The sequence below is a fragment of the Pseudomonas sp. MC6 genome (assembly GCF_054790575.1).
Genome location: NZ_CP186504.1, coordinates 5360500 through 5377317 on the forward strand (window position 1 = coordinate 5360500; position 16818 = coordinate 5377317).

Annotated in this window: 13 protein-coding genes; 9 read left to right on the forward strand and 4 right to left on the reverse strand. The window is 60.5% G+C overall.

Annotated elements, in window-relative coordinates; genetic code table 11:
• Positions 1-5 precede the first annotated feature (5 nt).
• From ACOYXE_RS23990 to gcvP, 6 genes are all read left to right on the forward strand, one after another.
• Positions 6-1223, forward strand: coding sequence for a 2-octaprenyl-3-methyl-6-methoxy-1,4-benzoquinol hydroxylase (locus ACOYXE_RS23990; RefSeq protein WP_460929881.1), 1218 nt, complete (start codon positions 6-8; stop codon positions 1221-1223).
• Positions 1224-1443: 220 nt separating this feature from the next.
• Positions 1444-2448, forward strand: coding sequence for an extracellular solute-binding protein (locus tag ACOYXE_RS23995; RefSeq protein ID WP_160059830.1), 1005 nt, complete (start codon positions 1444-1446; stop codon positions 2446-2448).
• Between the two features lie 232 nt (positions 2449-2680).
• A complete protein-coding gene (locus ACOYXE_RS24000; RefSeq protein WP_460926739.1) occupies positions 2681-4297 on the forward strand; it encodes an ABC transporter permease in 1617 nt (538 codons plus the stop codon).
• A 156-nt stretch (positions 4298-4453) separates the two neighbouring features.
• Positions 4454-5536, forward strand: coding sequence for a glycine cleavage system aminomethyltransferase GcvT (gene gcvT, locus ACOYXE_RS24005; RefSeq protein ID WP_038359018.1), 1083 nt, complete (start codon positions 4454-4456; stop codon positions 5534-5536).
• Positions 5537-5583: 47 nt separating this feature from the next.
• Positions 5584-5967 (forward strand): glycine cleavage system protein GcvH, encoded by a 384-nt coding sequence (gene gcvH / locus ACOYXE_RS24010; protein WP_160059828.1) that lies wholly within the window; start codon positions 5584-5586, stop codon positions 5965-5967.
• A 252-nt stretch (positions 5968-6219) separates the two neighbouring features.
• Entirely contained in the window at positions 6220-9093 is a 2874-nt protein-coding gene (gcvP, locus tag ACOYXE_RS24015; protein WP_460926740.1) for an aminomethyl-transferring glycine dehydrogenase, read from the forward strand.
• 188 nt (positions 9094-9281) lie between these two features.
• Here the strand turns inward: gcvP and ACOYXE_RS24020 are convergent, their stop codons facing one another.
• The 3 genes from ACOYXE_RS24020 to ACOYXE_RS24030 form a co-directional block, all read right to left on the reverse strand.
• On the reverse strand, positions 9282-9602 hold the full coding sequence (locus tag ACOYXE_RS24020; RefSeq protein ID WP_171057234.1) for a DUF2388 domain-containing protein: 321 nt from the start codon (positions 9600-9602) through the stop codon (positions 9282-9284).
• A gap of 66 nt (positions 9603-9668) precedes the next feature.
• The gene (locus ACOYXE_RS24025; protein WP_160059826.1) at positions 9669-11453 is read right to left on the reverse strand and encodes a GspE/PulE family protein; all 1785 of its coding nucleotides are present in this window, start codon (positions 11451-11453) and stop codon (positions 9669-9671) included.
• 92 nt (positions 11454-11545) lie between these two features.
• Complete coding sequence (locus ACOYXE_RS24030) at positions 11546-11884, reverse strand: hypothetical protein (protein ID WP_160059825.1); 339 nt, start codon at positions 11882-11884, stop codon at positions 11546-11548.
• 126 nt (positions 11885-12010) lie between these two features.
• Between ACOYXE_RS24030 and ACOYXE_RS24035 the strand changes: the two genes are divergently transcribed.
• The gene (locus ACOYXE_RS24035) at positions 12011-12481 is read left to right on the forward strand and encodes an Lrp/AsnC family transcriptional regulator (protein ID WP_160059824.1); all 471 of its coding nucleotides are present in this window, start codon (positions 12011-12013) and stop codon (positions 12479-12481) included.
• An 88-nt stretch (positions 12482-12569) separates the two neighbouring features.
• Here ACOYXE_RS24035 and ACOYXE_RS24040 read toward each other — a convergent pair whose 3' ends face one another.
• The gene (locus ACOYXE_RS24040) at positions 12570-13940 is read right to left on the reverse strand and encodes a CYTH domain-containing protein (RefSeq protein WP_160059823.1); all 1371 of its coding nucleotides are present in this window, start codon (positions 13938-13940) and stop codon (positions 12570-12572) included.
• A gap of 156 nt (positions 13941-14096) precedes the next feature.
• Between ACOYXE_RS24040 and argE the strand changes: the two genes are divergently transcribed.
• Together argE and argA are read left to right on the forward strand one after the other, a co-directional pair.
• Complete coding sequence (argE, locus tag ACOYXE_RS24045) at positions 14097-15242, forward strand: acetylornithine deacetylase (RefSeq protein WP_160059822.1); 1146 nt, start codon at positions 14097-14099, stop codon at positions 15240-15242.
• A 239-nt stretch (positions 15243-15481) separates the two neighbouring features.
• The gene (argA, locus tag ACOYXE_RS24050) at positions 15482-16780 is read left to right on the forward strand and encodes an amino-acid N-acetyltransferase (RefSeq protein ID WP_007913824.1); all 1299 of its coding nucleotides are present in this window, start codon (positions 15482-15484) and stop codon (positions 16778-16780) included.
• The last annotated feature ends 38 nt before the right edge of the window (positions 16781-16818 follow it).

The window sequence follows — 16818 nt, forward strand, 5'->3', positions numbered from 1 at the left end:
TGGAAATGCGCGCAGATCTGCTGATTGTCGGAGCCGGAATGGTCGGCAGCGCTTTGGCGTTGGCGTTGCAGGACAGCGGACTCGAAGTCCTGCTGCTCGACGGCAGCCCGCTGAGCGTCAAACCCTTCGACGCCGAAGCCGCGTTTGAACCGCGAGTGAGTGCCTTGTCGGCAGCCAGCCAGCGCATTCTTGAACGCCTCGGCGTCTGGGAAGGCATCGCCAAACGCCGCCGCAGCCCGTACACCGACATGCATGTCTGGGACGGCAGCGGCACCGGGCAGATCCATTTCTCGGCGAGCAGTGTGCACGCCGAGGTGCTTGGCCATATCGTCGAAAACCGTGTGGTGCAGGATGCCTTGCTCGATCGCTTGCACGATTGTGATCTGGGCATGCTGGCCAATGCGCGGCTGGAACAGATGCGTCGCTCGGGTGATGACTGGCTGCTGACGCTGGCTGACGGTCGTCAGTTACGTGCGCCGTTGGTGATTGCCGCTGACGGTGCCAACTCGGCAGTGCGACGTCTGACCGGTGTGGCGACGCGTGAGTGGGATTATCTGCATCACGCCATCGTTACCAGCGTGCGCAGCAGCAAACCGCACCAGATGACCGCGTGGCAGCGCTTTACCGATCACGGGCCGTTGGCGTTTCTGCCGCTGGAACGTGACGGGCAGCAGGATTGGTGTTCGATCGTCTGGTCGACCACGCCGAGTGAGGCCGAGCGATTGATGGCGCTGGATGAAGCGGATTTCTGTCGTGAGTTGGAGCGCGCCTTTGAGGGGCGACTCGGCGAAGTGATCAGTGCCGATCCGCGACTGTGCGTGCCGCTGCGTCAGCGCCATGCCAAGCGTTATGTGGCTGAAGGCCTGGCGTTGATCGGCGACGCGGCGCACACCATTCACCCGTTGGCGGGGCAGGGTGTGAACCTGGGCTTCCTTGATGCGGCGGTGCTGGCGGAAGTGCTGTTGCAGGCGGCGGAGCGCGGTGAGCATTTGGCCGATGTGAAAGTGCTGAGTCGTTACGAGCGTCGGCGCATGCCACACAACCTCGCGCTGATGGCGGCGATGGAAGGGTTTGAGCGGTTGTTTCAGGCCGATCCGTTGCCGGTGCGTTGGTTAAGGAATGCCGGGTTGAAGCTGGTGGAGCAGATGCCGGAGGCGAAAGCGCTGTTTGTGCGTGAAGCCCTCGGGTTGACCGGGGATCTTCCGGCCCTCGCCAAACCCTGACATCTCCATTGAGGCTGATGGCCTCTTCGCGAGCAGGCTCGCTCCCACAGTTGAAATGCATTCCAGTGTAGGCGCGAGCCTGCTCGCGAAGCGTCAGTCCAGTCACCGCAACATTCAGCCTGTGCAACATCTGGTAACTCCTTCAAAAAGAGTTCGATTGAGGTGGTAAATGTGAGTCCTTATCATTTGGCCCACATTTCCCGACCGAGAGACCGCTCCCATGTTGGCACCCAAGCGTCTTCTGACCGCACTGGCCCTGACCCTGATCGGTAGCACCACGGCCCAGGCCGCTGATGAGGTGGTGGTTTACTCGTCGCGCATCGATGAACTGATCAAACCGGTCTTCGATGCCTACACCGCCAAGACCGGGGTGAGGATCAAGTTCATCACCGACAAGGAAGCGCCGCTGATGCAGCGCATCAAGGCCGAGGGTGAAAATGCTACCGCCGACCTGCTGCTGACCGTCGATGCCGGCAACCTCTGGCAAGCCGAGCAGATGGGCATCCTGCAGCCGTTCACTTCGAAAACCATCGACGCCAACATCCCGCTGCAATATCGCTCGTCCAGCCATGCCTGGACTGGCCTGAGCCTGCGTGCGCGGACCATCGCCTACTCCACCGAACGGGTGAAACCGGGCGAACTGACCACCTACGAAGCACTGGCTGACAAGAATTGGGAAGGGCGCCTGTGTCTGCGTACGGCGAAGAAGGTCTACAACCAGTCGCTGACCGCGACCATGATCGAAGTCCATGGTGCCGAGAAGACCGAGAAGATCCTCAAGGGCTGGGTGAACAACCTGTCCACTGACGTATTCTCTGACGACGTTGCGGTGCTCGAAGCGATCAACGCCGGTCAGTGCGACGTCGGCATCGTCAACACTTACTACTACGGTCGCCTGCACAAGCAGAAGCCGGAGCTGCCGGTGAAATTGTTCTGGCCGAACCAGGCCGATCGTGGCGTGCACGTGAACCTGTCGGGCATTGGCCTGACCAAGCATGCGCCGCACCCGGAAGCGGCCAAGGCTTTGGTCGAGTGGATGACCACGCCTGAGGCGCAGAAGATCTTTGCTGACGTGAACCAAGAGTTCCCGGCCAACCCGGCGGTGGCACCTTCGGAAGAAGTGGCGGCGTGGGGCAAGTTCATTGCCGATACTTTGCCGGTGGAAGTGGCGGGCAAGCGTCAGGCTGAGGCGATCCGGATGATGGATCGGGCGGGTTGGAATTGAGGCTTTTTCGATAAATTTGTCTGCTTCAAGATCCAGCCCCTCACCCCAGCCCTCTCCCGGAGGGAGAGGGAGCCGATCTGAGTTGGATTCAAATCCTGAGTTCGACTCGATGTTTCAGGTCGATGTAGCTTGCATAAGCACCTCGGTCAGTCCCCTCTCCCTCTGGGAGAGGGCTAGGGTGAGGGCAACAACACCCAAACCAAGAACACCCCAATCCCCCAGAGACCCAAAAGTGGCCCACCCCGCCCAACGCCGCTGGTACCCCATCGTCTTCGCTATCGCCGCGCTGGTGCTGTTGCCCCTGAGCGTTCTGCTGCTCTCCTGGCAGACCATCGATCAGCAAATCTGGTCGCACCTGTGGGAAACCCAGATGCCACGCCTGCTCGGCAACACTCTGACGCTGGTCGTCGGCGTTGGTGTCGGCGTGACCCTGCTCGGTGTCAGCCTGGCTTGGCTCACCAGCCTCTGCGAATTCCCCGGTCGACGCTGGCTCGACTGGGCGCTGATGCTGCCGTTCGCCATCCCCGCGTACGTACTGGCCTTCGTCTTCGTCGGCCTGCTCGACTTCGCCGGTCCTGTGCAAACACTGCTGCGTGAATGGTTCGGCACAGGCCTGCGCCTGCCACGCGTGCGCTCCACCGGCGGGGTGATCATCGTGCTGGTGCTGGTCTTCTATCCCTACGTTTACCTGCTGGCGCGCACCGCGTTTCTCGCGCAGGGCAAAGGCCTGATGGAAGCCGCGCGAGTACTCGGTCAGTCGCCGTGGCTAGCTTTCTGGCGAGTGGCGCTGCCAATGGCGCGTCCTGCGATTGGCGCCGGCGTAGCGCTGGCGCTGATGGAAACCCTCGCTGATTTCGGCGCAGTGTCGGTGTTCAACTTCGACACCTTCACCACGGCCATCTACAAGACCTGGTACGGCTTTTTCAGCCTGCCGAGCGCGGCACAACTGGCGAGTCTGTTGCTGCTGGTGGTGATGCTGGTGCTGTATGGCGAGCGTCGTGCGCGTGGCGCCAATCGGGCGAGCAACGAGCGGCCACGGGTGAAGGCGCTGTATCACTTGCGAGGGTTAAAGGCCTTCGCGGCGATGAGCTGGTGTGGCCTGGTGTTCGCCTGCGCCTTCGTCATTCCGATGCTGCAACTGATCGTCTGGTTCTGGCAGCGCGGGCGTTTCGATCTTGATGAACGCTACGCCGGGTTGATTCTGCACACCCTCTATTTAGGTGGCATGGCGGCGCTGATCACCGTCAGCGTTGCGTTGTTACTGGCCTTCGCCCGCCGGTTAGCGCCGACACCGGCGATCAACTCCGGGGTCGGTCTGGCTAATCTCGGTTACGCCTTGCCGGGTTCGGTGCTGGCGGTGTCGATCATGCTCGCGTTCAGTTATCTGGATCGCGAACTGGTCATTCCGCTCTCCGGTTGGCTCGGCGGCGCGGGCAAACCATTGCTGCTCGGCAGTCTCGCAGCATTGTTGACGGCGTATCTGGTGCGCTTTATCGCGGTCGCCTACGGCCCGCTGGAAAACAGTCTGGCGCGTATACGGCCGTCTTTGCCCGAAGCGGCACGTAGCCTCGGTGTCAGTGGGCCGCGACTGTTTTTCAAAGTGTATCTGCCGCTGTTGCTGCCCGGCACGCTGAGCGCGGCGTTGCTGGTGTTCGTCGATGTGCTCAAGGAAATGCCCGCGACCCTGCTGATGCGCCCGTTTGGCTGGGACACGCTGGCTGTACGCATCTTTGAAATGACCAGCGAAGGCGAATGGGCGCGGGCTTCTTTGCCGGCGCTGACCCTGGTTCTGGTTGGATTGTTACCGGTCATCGGCCTGATTCGCCGCTCCGCCCATCGAAACACTTAGTAGTGAGTCCTGAATCATGCGGCTACAATGCGCGGCATTCGGTGCGGTTCGTCTGACAGATCTTTTCGCTGAAATTGGCTGAAAGCCTTCTATTACAAGGCTTTCACGCTGTGCAGCGACTGTCCGCACCTTCGCCACGCCCGGAAGGAGAAACCCATGGGACAGCGTACGCCTCTGTATGACCTGCATCTCGCCCTCGGCGCGAAGATGGTCGATTTTGGCGGTTGGGACATGCCACTGCATTACGGCTCGCAGGTCGAGGAGCACCACGAAGTGCGCCGCGATTGCGGGGTGTTCGATGTATCCCACATGACCGTGATCGATGTCACCGGCCCCCAGGCCAAGGCCTGGCTGCAGCATTTGCTGGCCAATGACGTCGATCGCCTGCACCGCCCCGGCCGTGCCTTGTACAGCACCATGCTCAACGAGCGTGGCGGCATCGTCGATGACATGATTGTCTATCGTCTCGATGACTGTTATCGCCTGGTGTTCAACGCCTCTACCCGCGATCAGGATCTGGCCTGGATGAACGCGCAGCTCGGCAAGTACGACGTGCAACTGCACGAGCGCTCCGAACTGGCGATGCTCGCCATTCAAGGCCCGCAGGCCCGGCACAAGATTGCCGAACTCGTCACCCAGTCCCGCGCCACGCTGATCCAGCACCTCAAACCCTTTGAAGGCTATACCGACGGTGACTGGTTCATCGCCCGTACCGGTTATACCGGTGAGGATGGCCTGGAAATCTGCCTGCCGGCCAGTCAGGCGCCGGGTTTTTTCAACGATCTGGTTGGTGCCGGCATTTCCCCGATCGGCCTCGGTGCCCGCGACACCCTGCGTGTCGAAGCCGGTATGAACCTCTACGGTCAGGACATTCATCAGGACGTTTCGCCATTGGCTTCGAACATGGCCTGGAGCATTGCCTGGGAACCCGCCACGCGCCAGTTCATTGGCCGCGCCGCTCTGGAGGCGGAAAAAGCCGCTGGTGTTGCGCACAAACTGGTCGGTCTGGTGCTGGAAGAGCGCGGTGTTTTGCGTGCCCATCAGGTGGTTCGCATCGCCGATGTTGGCGAAGGGGAGATCACCAGTGGTAGTTTCTCTCCTACGCTGAGCAAATCGATTGCCCTGGCGCGTGTTCCGATGGCAACCGCCGACCGCGCCGAAGTGGAAATCCGCGGCAAGTGGTACCCGGTACGGGTGGTCAAACCGACCTTCGTACGCCATGGCAAAACTTTGATCTAACCTTTTCCGGCGGGCAGACCGCTGACAATTTCTCGAGGACACCGAAGATGAGCGATATCCCTGCCGAACTGCGTTTTGCCGAAAGTCACGAATGGGCACGTCTGGAAGCCGATGGAACCGTCACCGTGGGCATCAGCGATCACGCGCAGGAAGCGCTGGGCGATGTGGTGTTCGTCGAGCTGACCGAATTGGGCAAGGTGTTCGCTGCGCAAGATCAGGCCGGTGTGGTCGAGTCGGTGAAAGCCGCTTCCGACATCTATTCGCCGGTCAGCGGTGAAGTCATCGCGATCAATGAAGAGCTGGGCGGTTCGCCAGAGCTGTTGAACTCCGACCCGTACGGTGCGTGGATCTTCAAGCTCAAGCCAAGCGACAAGGCCGAGCTGGACAAGCTGCTGGATGCTGCCGCTTATAGGGCTGCCATTGGCGAGTAAGCGCTAAGCAATACCCAAAGCCCCGACCCGTCGGGGCTTTTTTGTGGGCGATGATTTCCCCTTGTGGGAGCGAGCCTGCTCGCGAATGCGGTTTGTCAGAAACATTTGAATTGACTGACACACCGCCTTCGCGAGCAGGCTCGCTCCCACAAGGGGAAAGGGGGGGCTCTGAAAATTGGTGGCGATGTGGGCTGCTATGCTGGTTTGACCGTGTTGCATTGACGCCGAGCGCCAGCCAAGAGAGAGCCCGTCATGTCCCAGTTGCCGTCCCTGAGCCAGTTACGCGACCCCGATGCCTTCCTGCGCCGCCACCTCGGTCCCGACGCCGCCGAACAGCAGGCGATGCTCGACAGCCTCGGCCTCGGTAGTCGAATCGAACTGATCGAGCAAACGGTGCCGCCAGGCATTCGCTTCAATCGCGCGCTCGACCTGCCAGCGGCGCTGGATGAACAAGCCGCGCTGGCCAAACTGCGCAGTTACGCCGAGCAGAATCAGGTCTGGACCAGCCTGATCGGCATGGGCTATCACGGCACGCTCACGCCGACCGTCATCCTGCGCAACGTCCTGGAAAATCCCGGCTGGTACACCGCGTACACGCCGTATCAACCGGAGATCGCTCAAGGTCGGCTCGAAGCACTGCTAAACTTCCAGCAACTGACTATCGATCTCACCGGTCTGGAGCTCGCCAACGCGTCTCTGCTCGATGAGGCTACTGCGGCTGCCGAGGCCATGGCTTTGGCCAAACGGGTCGCCAAGTCGAAGAGCAATCTGTTTTTCGTCGATGAGAATTGCCATCCACAGACTATTTCCGTTATGGAAACCCGCGCTGAAGGCTTTGGCTTCGAGCTGATAATCGACGCTGTGGATAACTTGAATCAGCACCAGGTGTTTGGCGCGCTGCTGCAGTATCCGGACACCCATGGCGAGGTTCGCGATCTGCGTCCGCTGATCGATCACTTGCATGCGCAGCAGGCGCTGGCCTGTGTCGCTACCGATTTGTTGAGTTTGCTGTTGCTGACGCCACCGGGTGAACTGGGTGCCGATGTGGTGTTCGGCTCGTCCCAGCGCTTCGGCGTGCCGATGGGTTACGGCGGCCCGCATGCCGCATTTTTTGCCAGTCGCGAGGAATACAAACGGGCGATTCCGGGGCGGATCATCGGTGTGTCGAAAGATGCCCGGGGCAACGTCGCGCTGCGCATGGCCCTGCAAACCCGCGAACAACATATCCGCCGTGAGAAGGCCAATTCGAACATCTGCACCGCGCAGGTACTGTTGGCCAACATCGCCAGTTTCTACGCGGTGTATCACGGCCCGGAAGGTTTGAAACGCATCGCCCAGCGCACGCATCGGTTGACCTGCATTCTGGCGGCCGGGCTTGAGCGCAAAGGCATCAGTCGGGTCAATGCGCAGTTCTTCGACACGCTGACGCTGGACGTCGGCGGTGCGCAAACCGCGATTATCGAAAGCGCTCAGGCTGCGCAGATCAACCTGCGAATTCTTGGTCGCGGCCGTGTGGGACTGAGTCTTGATGAGACAACCAATGAAAGCACGGTGGCCAAGCTGTTCGATGTATTGCTGGGTGCCGATCATGGGTTGAACGTCGATGAACTTGACGCTGAAGCCCTGAGTTCGGGCATCCCCGACAACCTTCAGCGCAAAACCCCGTACCTGCGCCACCCGGTGTTCAACGCTCACCACAGCGAAACCGAGATGCTGCGTTATCTCAAACAACTGGAGAACAAGGATCTGGCGCTCAACCAATCGATGATCCCGCTGGGCTCCTGCACTATGAAACTCAACGCCACCAGCGAAATGATCCCGATCACCTGGCCGCAATTCGCCAACCTGCATCCGTTCGTGCCCCGCGAGCAGGCGGTCGGTTACACCTTGATGATCGAAGAACTGGAACGCTGGCTGTGCGCAATCACCGGGTTTGATGCGATCTGCATGCAGCCCAACTCCGGCGCCCAGGGCGAATACGCCGGGCTGCTGGCGATCCGTAAGTATCACAAGAGCCGGCAGCAGGGTGCGCGGGAAATCTGCCTGATTCCCTCCTCGGCCCATGGCACCAACCCGGCGTCGGCGCAGATGGCTGGAATGCGCGTGGTGATCGTCGAATGCGACGAGGCGGGCAACGTCGATCTGGAAGATTTGAAGTCGAAAGCCGCCGAGGCTGGGGATAAATTGTCGTGCCTGATGGCAACCTATCCGTCGACTCACGGTGTGTACGAAGAGGGCATCAGCGAGATCTGCGAAGTTATCCACAAACACGGCGGCCAGGTGTACATGGACGGCGCCAACCTCAATGCGCAGGTCGGGTTGGCGCGGCCGGCCGACATCGGCGCCGATGTGTCGCACATGAATTTGCACAAGACCTTCTGCATCCCCCACGGCGGTGGCGGCCCGGGCATGGGGCCGATCGGTATTCGCGCGCATCTGGCACCGTTTGTCGCTAATCACCCGGTAGTGCCGATTGACGGGCCGCTGGCGCAGAACGGCGCCGTCAGCGCGGCGCCATGGGGCAGCGCGAGCATTTTGCCGATCAGCTGGATGTACATCGCCATGATGGGGCCGCAGTTGGCCGATGCCAGTGAAGTGGCGATCCTGACGGCGAATTACCTGGCGCAGCATTTATCTGGCGCGTTCCCGGTGCTGTACACCGGGCGCAACGGGCGCGTAGCCCACGAATGCATTCTCGATCTGCGACCGTTGAAGGCGCAGACCGGCATCAGTGAGGAAGACGTCGCCAAGCGCCTGATGGATTACGGCTTTCACGCGCCGACCATGTCGTTCCCCGTGCCCGGCACCTTGATGGTCGAGCCGACCGAGAGTGAGTCCAAGGCTGAACTGGATCGGTTTATCGGTGCAATGTTGAGCATTCGCGCAGAAATTACCGAAGTGCAGAACGGCAACTGGCCGGCCGAGGACAACCCGCTGAAACGGGCGCCGCATACCCTGGCGGATGTCACCGGGATTTGGGAGCGGCCGTACAGCATCGAGCAAGGAATTACCCCGGATGCGCACACCAAGGCGCACAAGTATTGGCCGGCGGTGAACCGGGTCGACAATGTTTACGGCGATCGAAACCTGTTCTGCGCCTGTGTCCCGGTGGATGATTACCGCTGATTTCCCGGCAAGCACACCTTCCCCTGTGGGAGCGAGCCTGCTCGCGAAAGCGGTGAATCAGTCACCTGAGAATTTGCCTGACACACCGCTATCGCGAGCAGGCTCACTCCTACAAGGGATTGTGGTGATCCTGAAATCCAGGCAAAAAAATGCCGCTCATATGAGCGGCATTTCTGTTAGCGAAAGGCTTACTCGGAAGCCACGGCGTTCTTCGCCAGAATCGCATTCGCCAGTTCCATGTCTGTCGCCTGCAGGCCCGGATTGTCGGCGCGGACTTTTTGCATCGCGGCTTCCAGATACGGACCACGAATGCCGCCGTCACTGGCAACGAAACTGCCGGCATCGTCCTGAGCGGCGATGATCAGCTTGTGATCCTTGAAGGTCAGGTAGGTCGAACCGGTGGTGGCACCGGACGAGATGACGTTACGCCAAAAGCTGTCCGCCATGGCCGAACCAACGGGAAGGGACAGCAAGGCCAGTGTGGCAACAGCAAGTTTGAGACGCATGATGAGATGACTCCTGGGGGTTAACTACGGCGTTGGATCGCCATTTCCCCGATCCGGTTCCGTGGCGGCTTATTTCTGCTCGCTCTGCGGCGTAACCCGCAGCACTTCCTCAACCGTCGTCAGTCCTGCGGCGACTTTCTGCGCTCCGGACAAACGCAAACTGCGCATGCCTTCCTTGAACGCCTGCCGCCGAATGGCGGTGAGATCGGTATCCGGGGTGATGAAGGCTTTGAGGCTGTCGCTCAGTTGCATGATTTCGTAAACCCCGGCGCGTCCGCGATAGCCGGTGTCGCGGCATTCCACGCAACCAATGGCGCGTTGCGCGTTGCTCGGCAACGGCGCCTGCCACGGGCGTGTCAGGGTTTGCCAGTCTTCTTCTTCGAGCGTCAGCGGCGCCTTGCAATGCGGACACAATGTGCGCACCAAACGCTGGGCCATGACCCCGAGCACGGTGGCTTTGATCAGGTAGTGCGGCACGCCGAGTTCGAGCAGACGACTGATCGCGCTGGGTGCGTCGTTGGTGTGCAGGGTCGATAACACCAGGTGCCCGGTGAGCGCCGCCTGAATCGCCATTTCAGCGGTTTCCAGGTCACGGATCTCGCCGATCATGATGATGTCCGGGTCTTGCCGCATCAGTGCGCGCACCCCGGCGGCGAAGCTCAGGTCGATGTTGTGCTGCACCTGCATCTGGTTGAACGCCGGCTCGACCATTTCGATCGGGTCTTCGATGGTGCAGAGGTTCACTTCCGGCGTCGCCAGTTTTTTCAGCGTGGTGTACAGCGTGGTGGTCTTGCCCGAACCGGTCGGCCCGGTGACCAGAATGATGCCGTTGGGCTGGCGGGTCATGTCCTGCCAACGGCGCAGGTCATCGGCGCTGAAACCCAACTGGTCGAAATCCTTGAGCAGCACTTCCGGGTCGAAAATCCGCATGACCATTTTTTCGCCGAACGCTGTAGGCAGGGTCGAAAGGCGCAGCTCGACTTCACCGCCGTCCGGGGTCTTGGTCTTGACCCGGCCGTCCTGGGGTTTGCGCTTTTCGGCGACGTTCATCCGCCCGAGGCTCTTCAGGCGACTGACAATCGCCATGGTCACCTGCGGTGGGAATTGATAAACATTGTGCAGCACGCCATCGATGCGAAAACGCACTGTGCCTTGTTCACGCCGTGGCTCGATGTGGATATCACTGGCGCGTTGCTGGAAGGCGTACTGGAACAGCCAGTCGACGATGTTGACGATGTGCGCGTCGTTGGCGTCCGGCTCCTGATCGCTGGCGCCGAGGTTGAGCAGTTGTTCGAAATTGCCGAGGTTGCCGCTCTGGGTGTCGGCATTGCTGGCGCCGCTGACCGATTTCGCCAAGCGGAAAAACTCGACACTGAAGCGCTGGATGTCCGCCGGGTTGGCTACTACGCGTTTGATCGGCAGCTTGAGTACGTGAGTCAGGTCAGCTTCCCAACCGGTGACGTAGGGCTGAGCGCTGGCCACGGTGACGGTATCGCGGTCGACCGCCACGGCGAGAATCTTGTGCCGTTGTGCGAAGGCGTAGGACATCAAGGGCGTGATCGCGGCGACATTGATTTTCAGCGGGTCGATGCGCAAATACGGCTGGCCGGCCTGCTGCGCCAGCCACAGGGTCAGGCTTTCCAGGTCGAGGTGTTTACCTGGACGGCTAAGGTCGTCGAGCTGCTGACTGGCGATGAACTCCAGCGGATGCATCTGGCCGTGGGCGGCGTGGCGGCGGCGGGCATTCAGTGCCTGCTCCGCCGAGTCCTGGCAAATAAAGCCTTGGGCGACCAGTTCACGCAGCACCTCGTTGAGTTCCAGCCAGCGGTCCTGAGTGGCAAGTTGAACGGACATGCGGGCTTCCTTTTGAGCGACAGTGCGCAAAAGAATAGTCGTGACCCTGCAGACCGTTGGGCCACTACCCGACGAAGCCGTTGCCGGATTTGTCAGCCGGCTGCTTGTGCCGGCGCATCCCAAACGCTATCGGCGTTTTGCAGATTCACCGAGCAGACGCTGATCAGGTTGCGAAGTTTTTCCGCGATCACTTGCGCGCGATGCCAACTGAAACCGCCCATGACGATGTCGATCGACATCAAGTCATCCATTCGCTGCACGTTGACCTGCTCGGGTGTGAGGAATTGCAGGGCGAACAGGTTGAGCACCCGCACCAGCAAATCCGGCTCGGCCTCGGCGAGGATTTGATATTGCGCCAGGCAATGGGCGTTGCTGACGTTCCAGACATCGGCGCGGGTTGGCGCGGTGGTTACGGCTTCGAGGTGCGGCATGGCGAGTCTCCAAAATTTCTGGAGGAATTTTTACATTCGTCGCGGGGTATTTCTTGGCTATGATCGGCGTTATTGGCGGTCGATCGAATTGATCAATTCGCAAGATTTTCGATTGGAGGTTTTTCTATGCACAGCGAGCTGGACAGCTACGACCGCAAGATTCTCGCCCTGCTGCAAGAGGACGCTTCACTGTCGAGCGCGCAGATCGCCGAGCAGGTCGGCCTGTCGCAATCGCCGTGCTGGCGGCGGATTCAGCGGATGAAGGAGGAGGGCATCATTCGCGGCCAAGTGACCTTGCTCGATCGCAAGAAGATCGGCCTGAACACGCAGATCTTTGCCGAGATCAAACTTAACGCCCACGGGCGTTCGAACTTCACTGAGTTTACCGAGGCGATTCGTGGCTTTCCGGAAGTGCTGGAGTGTTATGTGCTGATGGGCTCGGTGGATTTTTTGCTGCGGATTGTCGCGGCGGACATTGAGGCGTATGAGCGGTTCTTCTTCGAGAAGCTGTCGCTGGTTCCGGGGATACAGGAAGTGAATTCGATTGTGGCGTTGTCGGAGATCAAGTCCACCACCAGTTTGCCTGTCTTGCGATAAAGCAAAAGATCGCAGCCTTCGGCAGCTACTACAGGGGAAATGCATTCCAAAGGTAGGAGCTGCCGAAGGCTGCGATCTTTTAGCGGTGTTACATGCGCAGGAGCATTTTCCACGCGCGATTCTGGTAAACCGCAATCGCCTGTTGCTTGCGTGCGTCGAGCAGTTCGTCAGTGATCGTAGGTTCGTTGGCCAGTTGCGCCAGCTTGTTCAGCTCGCCGTACAGACGATCCATTTCCGCGATGTCCAGCACGTTACGGGCGTGGTGCAGCCATACCTGAATGCGCTCGATACGCGGCAGTTGCTCAGCCAGATCTTCCGGCTGCTGTTGATAACGCTGCAATTGCAGGGCCGTGGCTTCTTCGCCCAAGGTACGCGGCAGCCAGCTGTGCAACTGCGCGCCGCCCTGACGATTGCCACGCACATTGCGCTCGGCGGTCCAGGTGCGGGCCAGCAACCAACGCGAAGTGTTCAGCGAGAACAGGCCCCAGCGCGGGTCTTCGAGTTCTTCGAGGAACTGCTCCGGTGCGGCTTTGCGCACGTCTTCGTCTTCGATACCGGCCTGCACCAGCGGGCGCCAGTCTTCCAGCAAGGCATCCAGGGCAACGCGCAGATCATGGGTCGACTGACGCGGTGCGGCCTGGCCGAGGCTGCTGAGCAGGGCGCGCATTTCTGCAAGGTTTTCGACCCAATCGAGCAACAGGCGCCAGTGGCCGTTGAAGCGATATTGTTCAGCCAGACGCTGGCTGCTGCCGAGCAAATGCCAGCTCAGCGCGGCGAAGGCGTCGTCGAGTTGGGTTTCCGCGGTCAGCTCCGGTGCCGGCAGGCTTAGCGAGTAGCTGTTGGCGTCGTACAAGCGGTAGCCGCGTTCAGCCTTGCTGATGTCGCACGGCATCAGCGCCAGGGTTTCCGCCAGTTCAGCGGCCAGTTCCAGCAGCGCGGCAGGCTCGCCTTCGCGCAGTTCCAGTTCCAGCTCGCAGATTTCTTCTTTCTGCTTGCCGACTACCACGTGACCGAGGTCCAGCGCGGCTTCGATAACCACTTTGGATTTGCCACGGCCCCAGGCGATTTCGGCGCGCTCGCGGACGAAATCGGTGGTGAAGATCGGCTTGAGGGTTTTCTTGTCCAGCTCGGCCAGCGACTCGGGCCAGCATTCGCCGTCGAGTTTCTTCACGTCGAGCTTGGCTTTCGGCAACTTCCAGTCGTATTCATTACGCTCGGACAGACCGGCGACGCTCTGGCCACGGGTCTTGAGGGTCTGAATCACTTCGTCACCGTCCTTGCGCAGGCGCAGGGCGACTTTGGCCTGCGCCAGATCGCGCTCGGGGGTGTCGAAGTACTGGTTCATCAACTCACGGCGTTCCCAGCCATTTTTGTTGCGTTTTTTCAGTAGCGGATGCTCGCGCAGAGCGGCGAGGGTTTCGCGGCTGACGCGGAGTTTGATTTCGGTTTCTTTCTGCATGGCCGGAAAATCCAGGATCGGGAGCGCAGCCGGGGGAATGTGTGGCTGCCAAGGCCGTGCAGTGTACAGGACTCAAACTTCCTACGCCCTGCGACGGTTTATTCCGAGCGCCGGATGGTTCTATGATGGACCTCAATTCGGGAGTTGGAGTCAGCGATGCCTTTGCCATCCATGCAAGACCAGTTCGCGGCGCTGATCGCCGCGCCGTCGGTCAGCTGTACCCAACCGAACCTCGATCAGTCCAATCGCGCGGTGATCGATTTGCTCGCCGGGTGGCTGGGTGACCTGGGTTTCAGCTGCGATATCCAGCAGGTCAGCCCCGGCAAATTCAACCTGCTTGCCAGTTTCGGCAGCGGCCCCGGCGGGCTGGTGCTGGCCGGGCACAGCGACACGGTGCCGTACGACGATGCGTTGTGGCAGACCGATCCGCTGAAGCTCACCGAAGTCGATGGCCGCTGGGTCGGGCTGGGTAGTTGCGACATGAAGGGATTTTTCGCGCTGATCATCGAAGCCGTGCTGCCGCTGCTCGATCAGCCGTTCAAGCAGCCGTTGCTGATCCTCGCCACCTGCGATGAAGAAAGTTCGATGTCCGGCGCCCGCGCGCTGGCCGAGGCCGGGCGTCCGCTGGGCCGTGCGGCAGTGATCGGCGAGCCGACCGGGCTCAAGCCGATTCGCATGCACAAAGGCATCATGATGGAACGCATCGATATCCTCGGGCAGAGCGGCCATTCGTCGGATCCGCGCCTGGGCCACAGTGCCCTCGAAGCCATGCACGATGCGATCGGCGAACTGCGCGGCCTGCGTCTGTTGTGGCAGCGTGAATTCAATAATCCGCAGTTCAGCGTGCCGCAGCCGACGATGAACTTCGGTTGCATCCATGGCGGCGACAATCCCAACCGTATCTGCGGCCAGTGTTCGCTGGAGTTTGACCTGCGACCGCTGCCCGGCATGGACCCGAAAGTCCTGCGCGCGGAGATTCTGCGTAAGCTCAACCCGGTCGCCGAGCGGCATCAGGTGAAGATCGATTACAAACCGTTGTTCCCGGAAGTGCCACCGTTTGAGCAGTCGGAAGACGCCGAACTGGTGCGCATCGCCGAAAAGCTCACCGGTCACAGCGCCGAAGCAGTAGCGTTCGGCACCGAAGCGCCTTATCTTCAGCGCCTTGGCTGCGAAACCATCGTGCTCGGCCCCGGCGACATCGCCTGCGCACATCAGCCCGGCGAGTACCTTGAAATGTCACGTTTGCAGCCTACCGTGCATCTATTACGGCAACTGATTGAACATTACTGCCTGAAGAATTGAACGCATCCCTTGTAGGAGCTGCCGAAGGCTGCGATCTTTTGCTTTTGTTTCAGAAGATCAAAAGATCGCAGCCTGCGGCAGCTCCTACAGGGGCAAGTCGTTAAATTAGTAGGAATCCAACCCGTATTCATGAGGAGAGCGCGCGTGTCGCCAAGCCTGTTCCGACGATAACCATCAGCCCGCTGTGCGTTTTCCGTTTCGCCCCTTTTTAGGCTGCTATTTATTACAGGCCCAGGTTCATGCCCGAATACGTTAACTGGCTTCGTCACGCGTCCCCTTACATCAATGCCCACCGCGACTGCACCTTCGTCGTCATGCTGCCCGGCGATGGCGTCGAGCATCCGAATTTTGGCAATATCGTCCACGACATCGTCTTGCTGCACAGCCTCGGCGTGCGCTTGGTGCTGGTGCACGGTTCGCGCCCGCAGATCGAAACCCGCCTCGCTGCGCGCGGCCTGACCCCGCATTACCACCACGGCATGCGTATCACCGATGCGGCAACGCTGGAATGTGTAATCGACGCGGTCGGCCAATTGCGCATTGCCATCGAAGCGCGTTTGTCGATGGACATGGCTTCGTCGCCAATGCAGGGCTCGCGTCTGCGCGTGGCCAGCGGCAACCTCGTCACCGCGCGGCCGATCGGCGTGCTCGAAGGCGTCGACTATCACCACACCGGCGAAGTGCGCCGGGTCGACCGCAAGGGCATCAATCGTCTGCTCGATGAGCGTTCGATCGTGCTGTTGTCGCCGCTGGGCTATTCGCCGACCGGTGAAATTTTCAACCTCGCCTGTGAAGACGTCGCCACCCGCGCTGCCATCGATCTGGGCGCAGATAAATTGCTATTGTTTGGCGCCGACCTCGGTCTTATCGACGAGAACGGCAAACTGGTGCGTGAGCTGCGTCCACAGCAAGTGCCGGCGCATTTGCAGCGTCTGGGCAGCAACTATCAGGCAGAACTGCTCGATGCCGCTGCCGAAGCCTGTCGTGGCGGCGTGGCGCGCAGCCATATCGTCAGTTACGCCGAAGATGGCGCGCTGCTGACAGAGCTGTTCACTCGTGACGGTGGCGGTACGCTGGTCGCTCAAGAGCAGTTCGAACTGGTCCGCGAGGCGGCGATTGAAGATGTCGGCGGCTTGCTCGACTTGATCAGTCCGCTGGAAGAGCAGGGGATTCTGGTGCGTCGCTCGCGCGAAGTGCTGGAGCGCGAGATCGAGCAGTTCAGCGTGGTCGAGCGTGAGGGCATGATCATCGCCTGTGCGGCGCTGTATCAGATTGCCGATTCCGATGCCGGTGAACTGGCGTGTCTGGCAGTGAACCCGGAGTACCGCCATGGCGGTCGCGGTGATGAATTGCTGGAGCGCATCGAAACCCGAGCACGGGCGCAGGGTTTGAAGACCTTGTTCGTCCTCACCACGCGCACCGCGCACTGGTTCCGTGAGCGTGGGTTCGAGCCGAGCAGCGTCGAGCGCCTGCCGGCGGCGCGGGCTTCGCTGTACAACTTTCAGCGTAATTCGAAAATCTTCGAAAAGACTCTGTAACTGAGGCGCTCCATTCGCGAGCAGGCTCGCTCCCACAT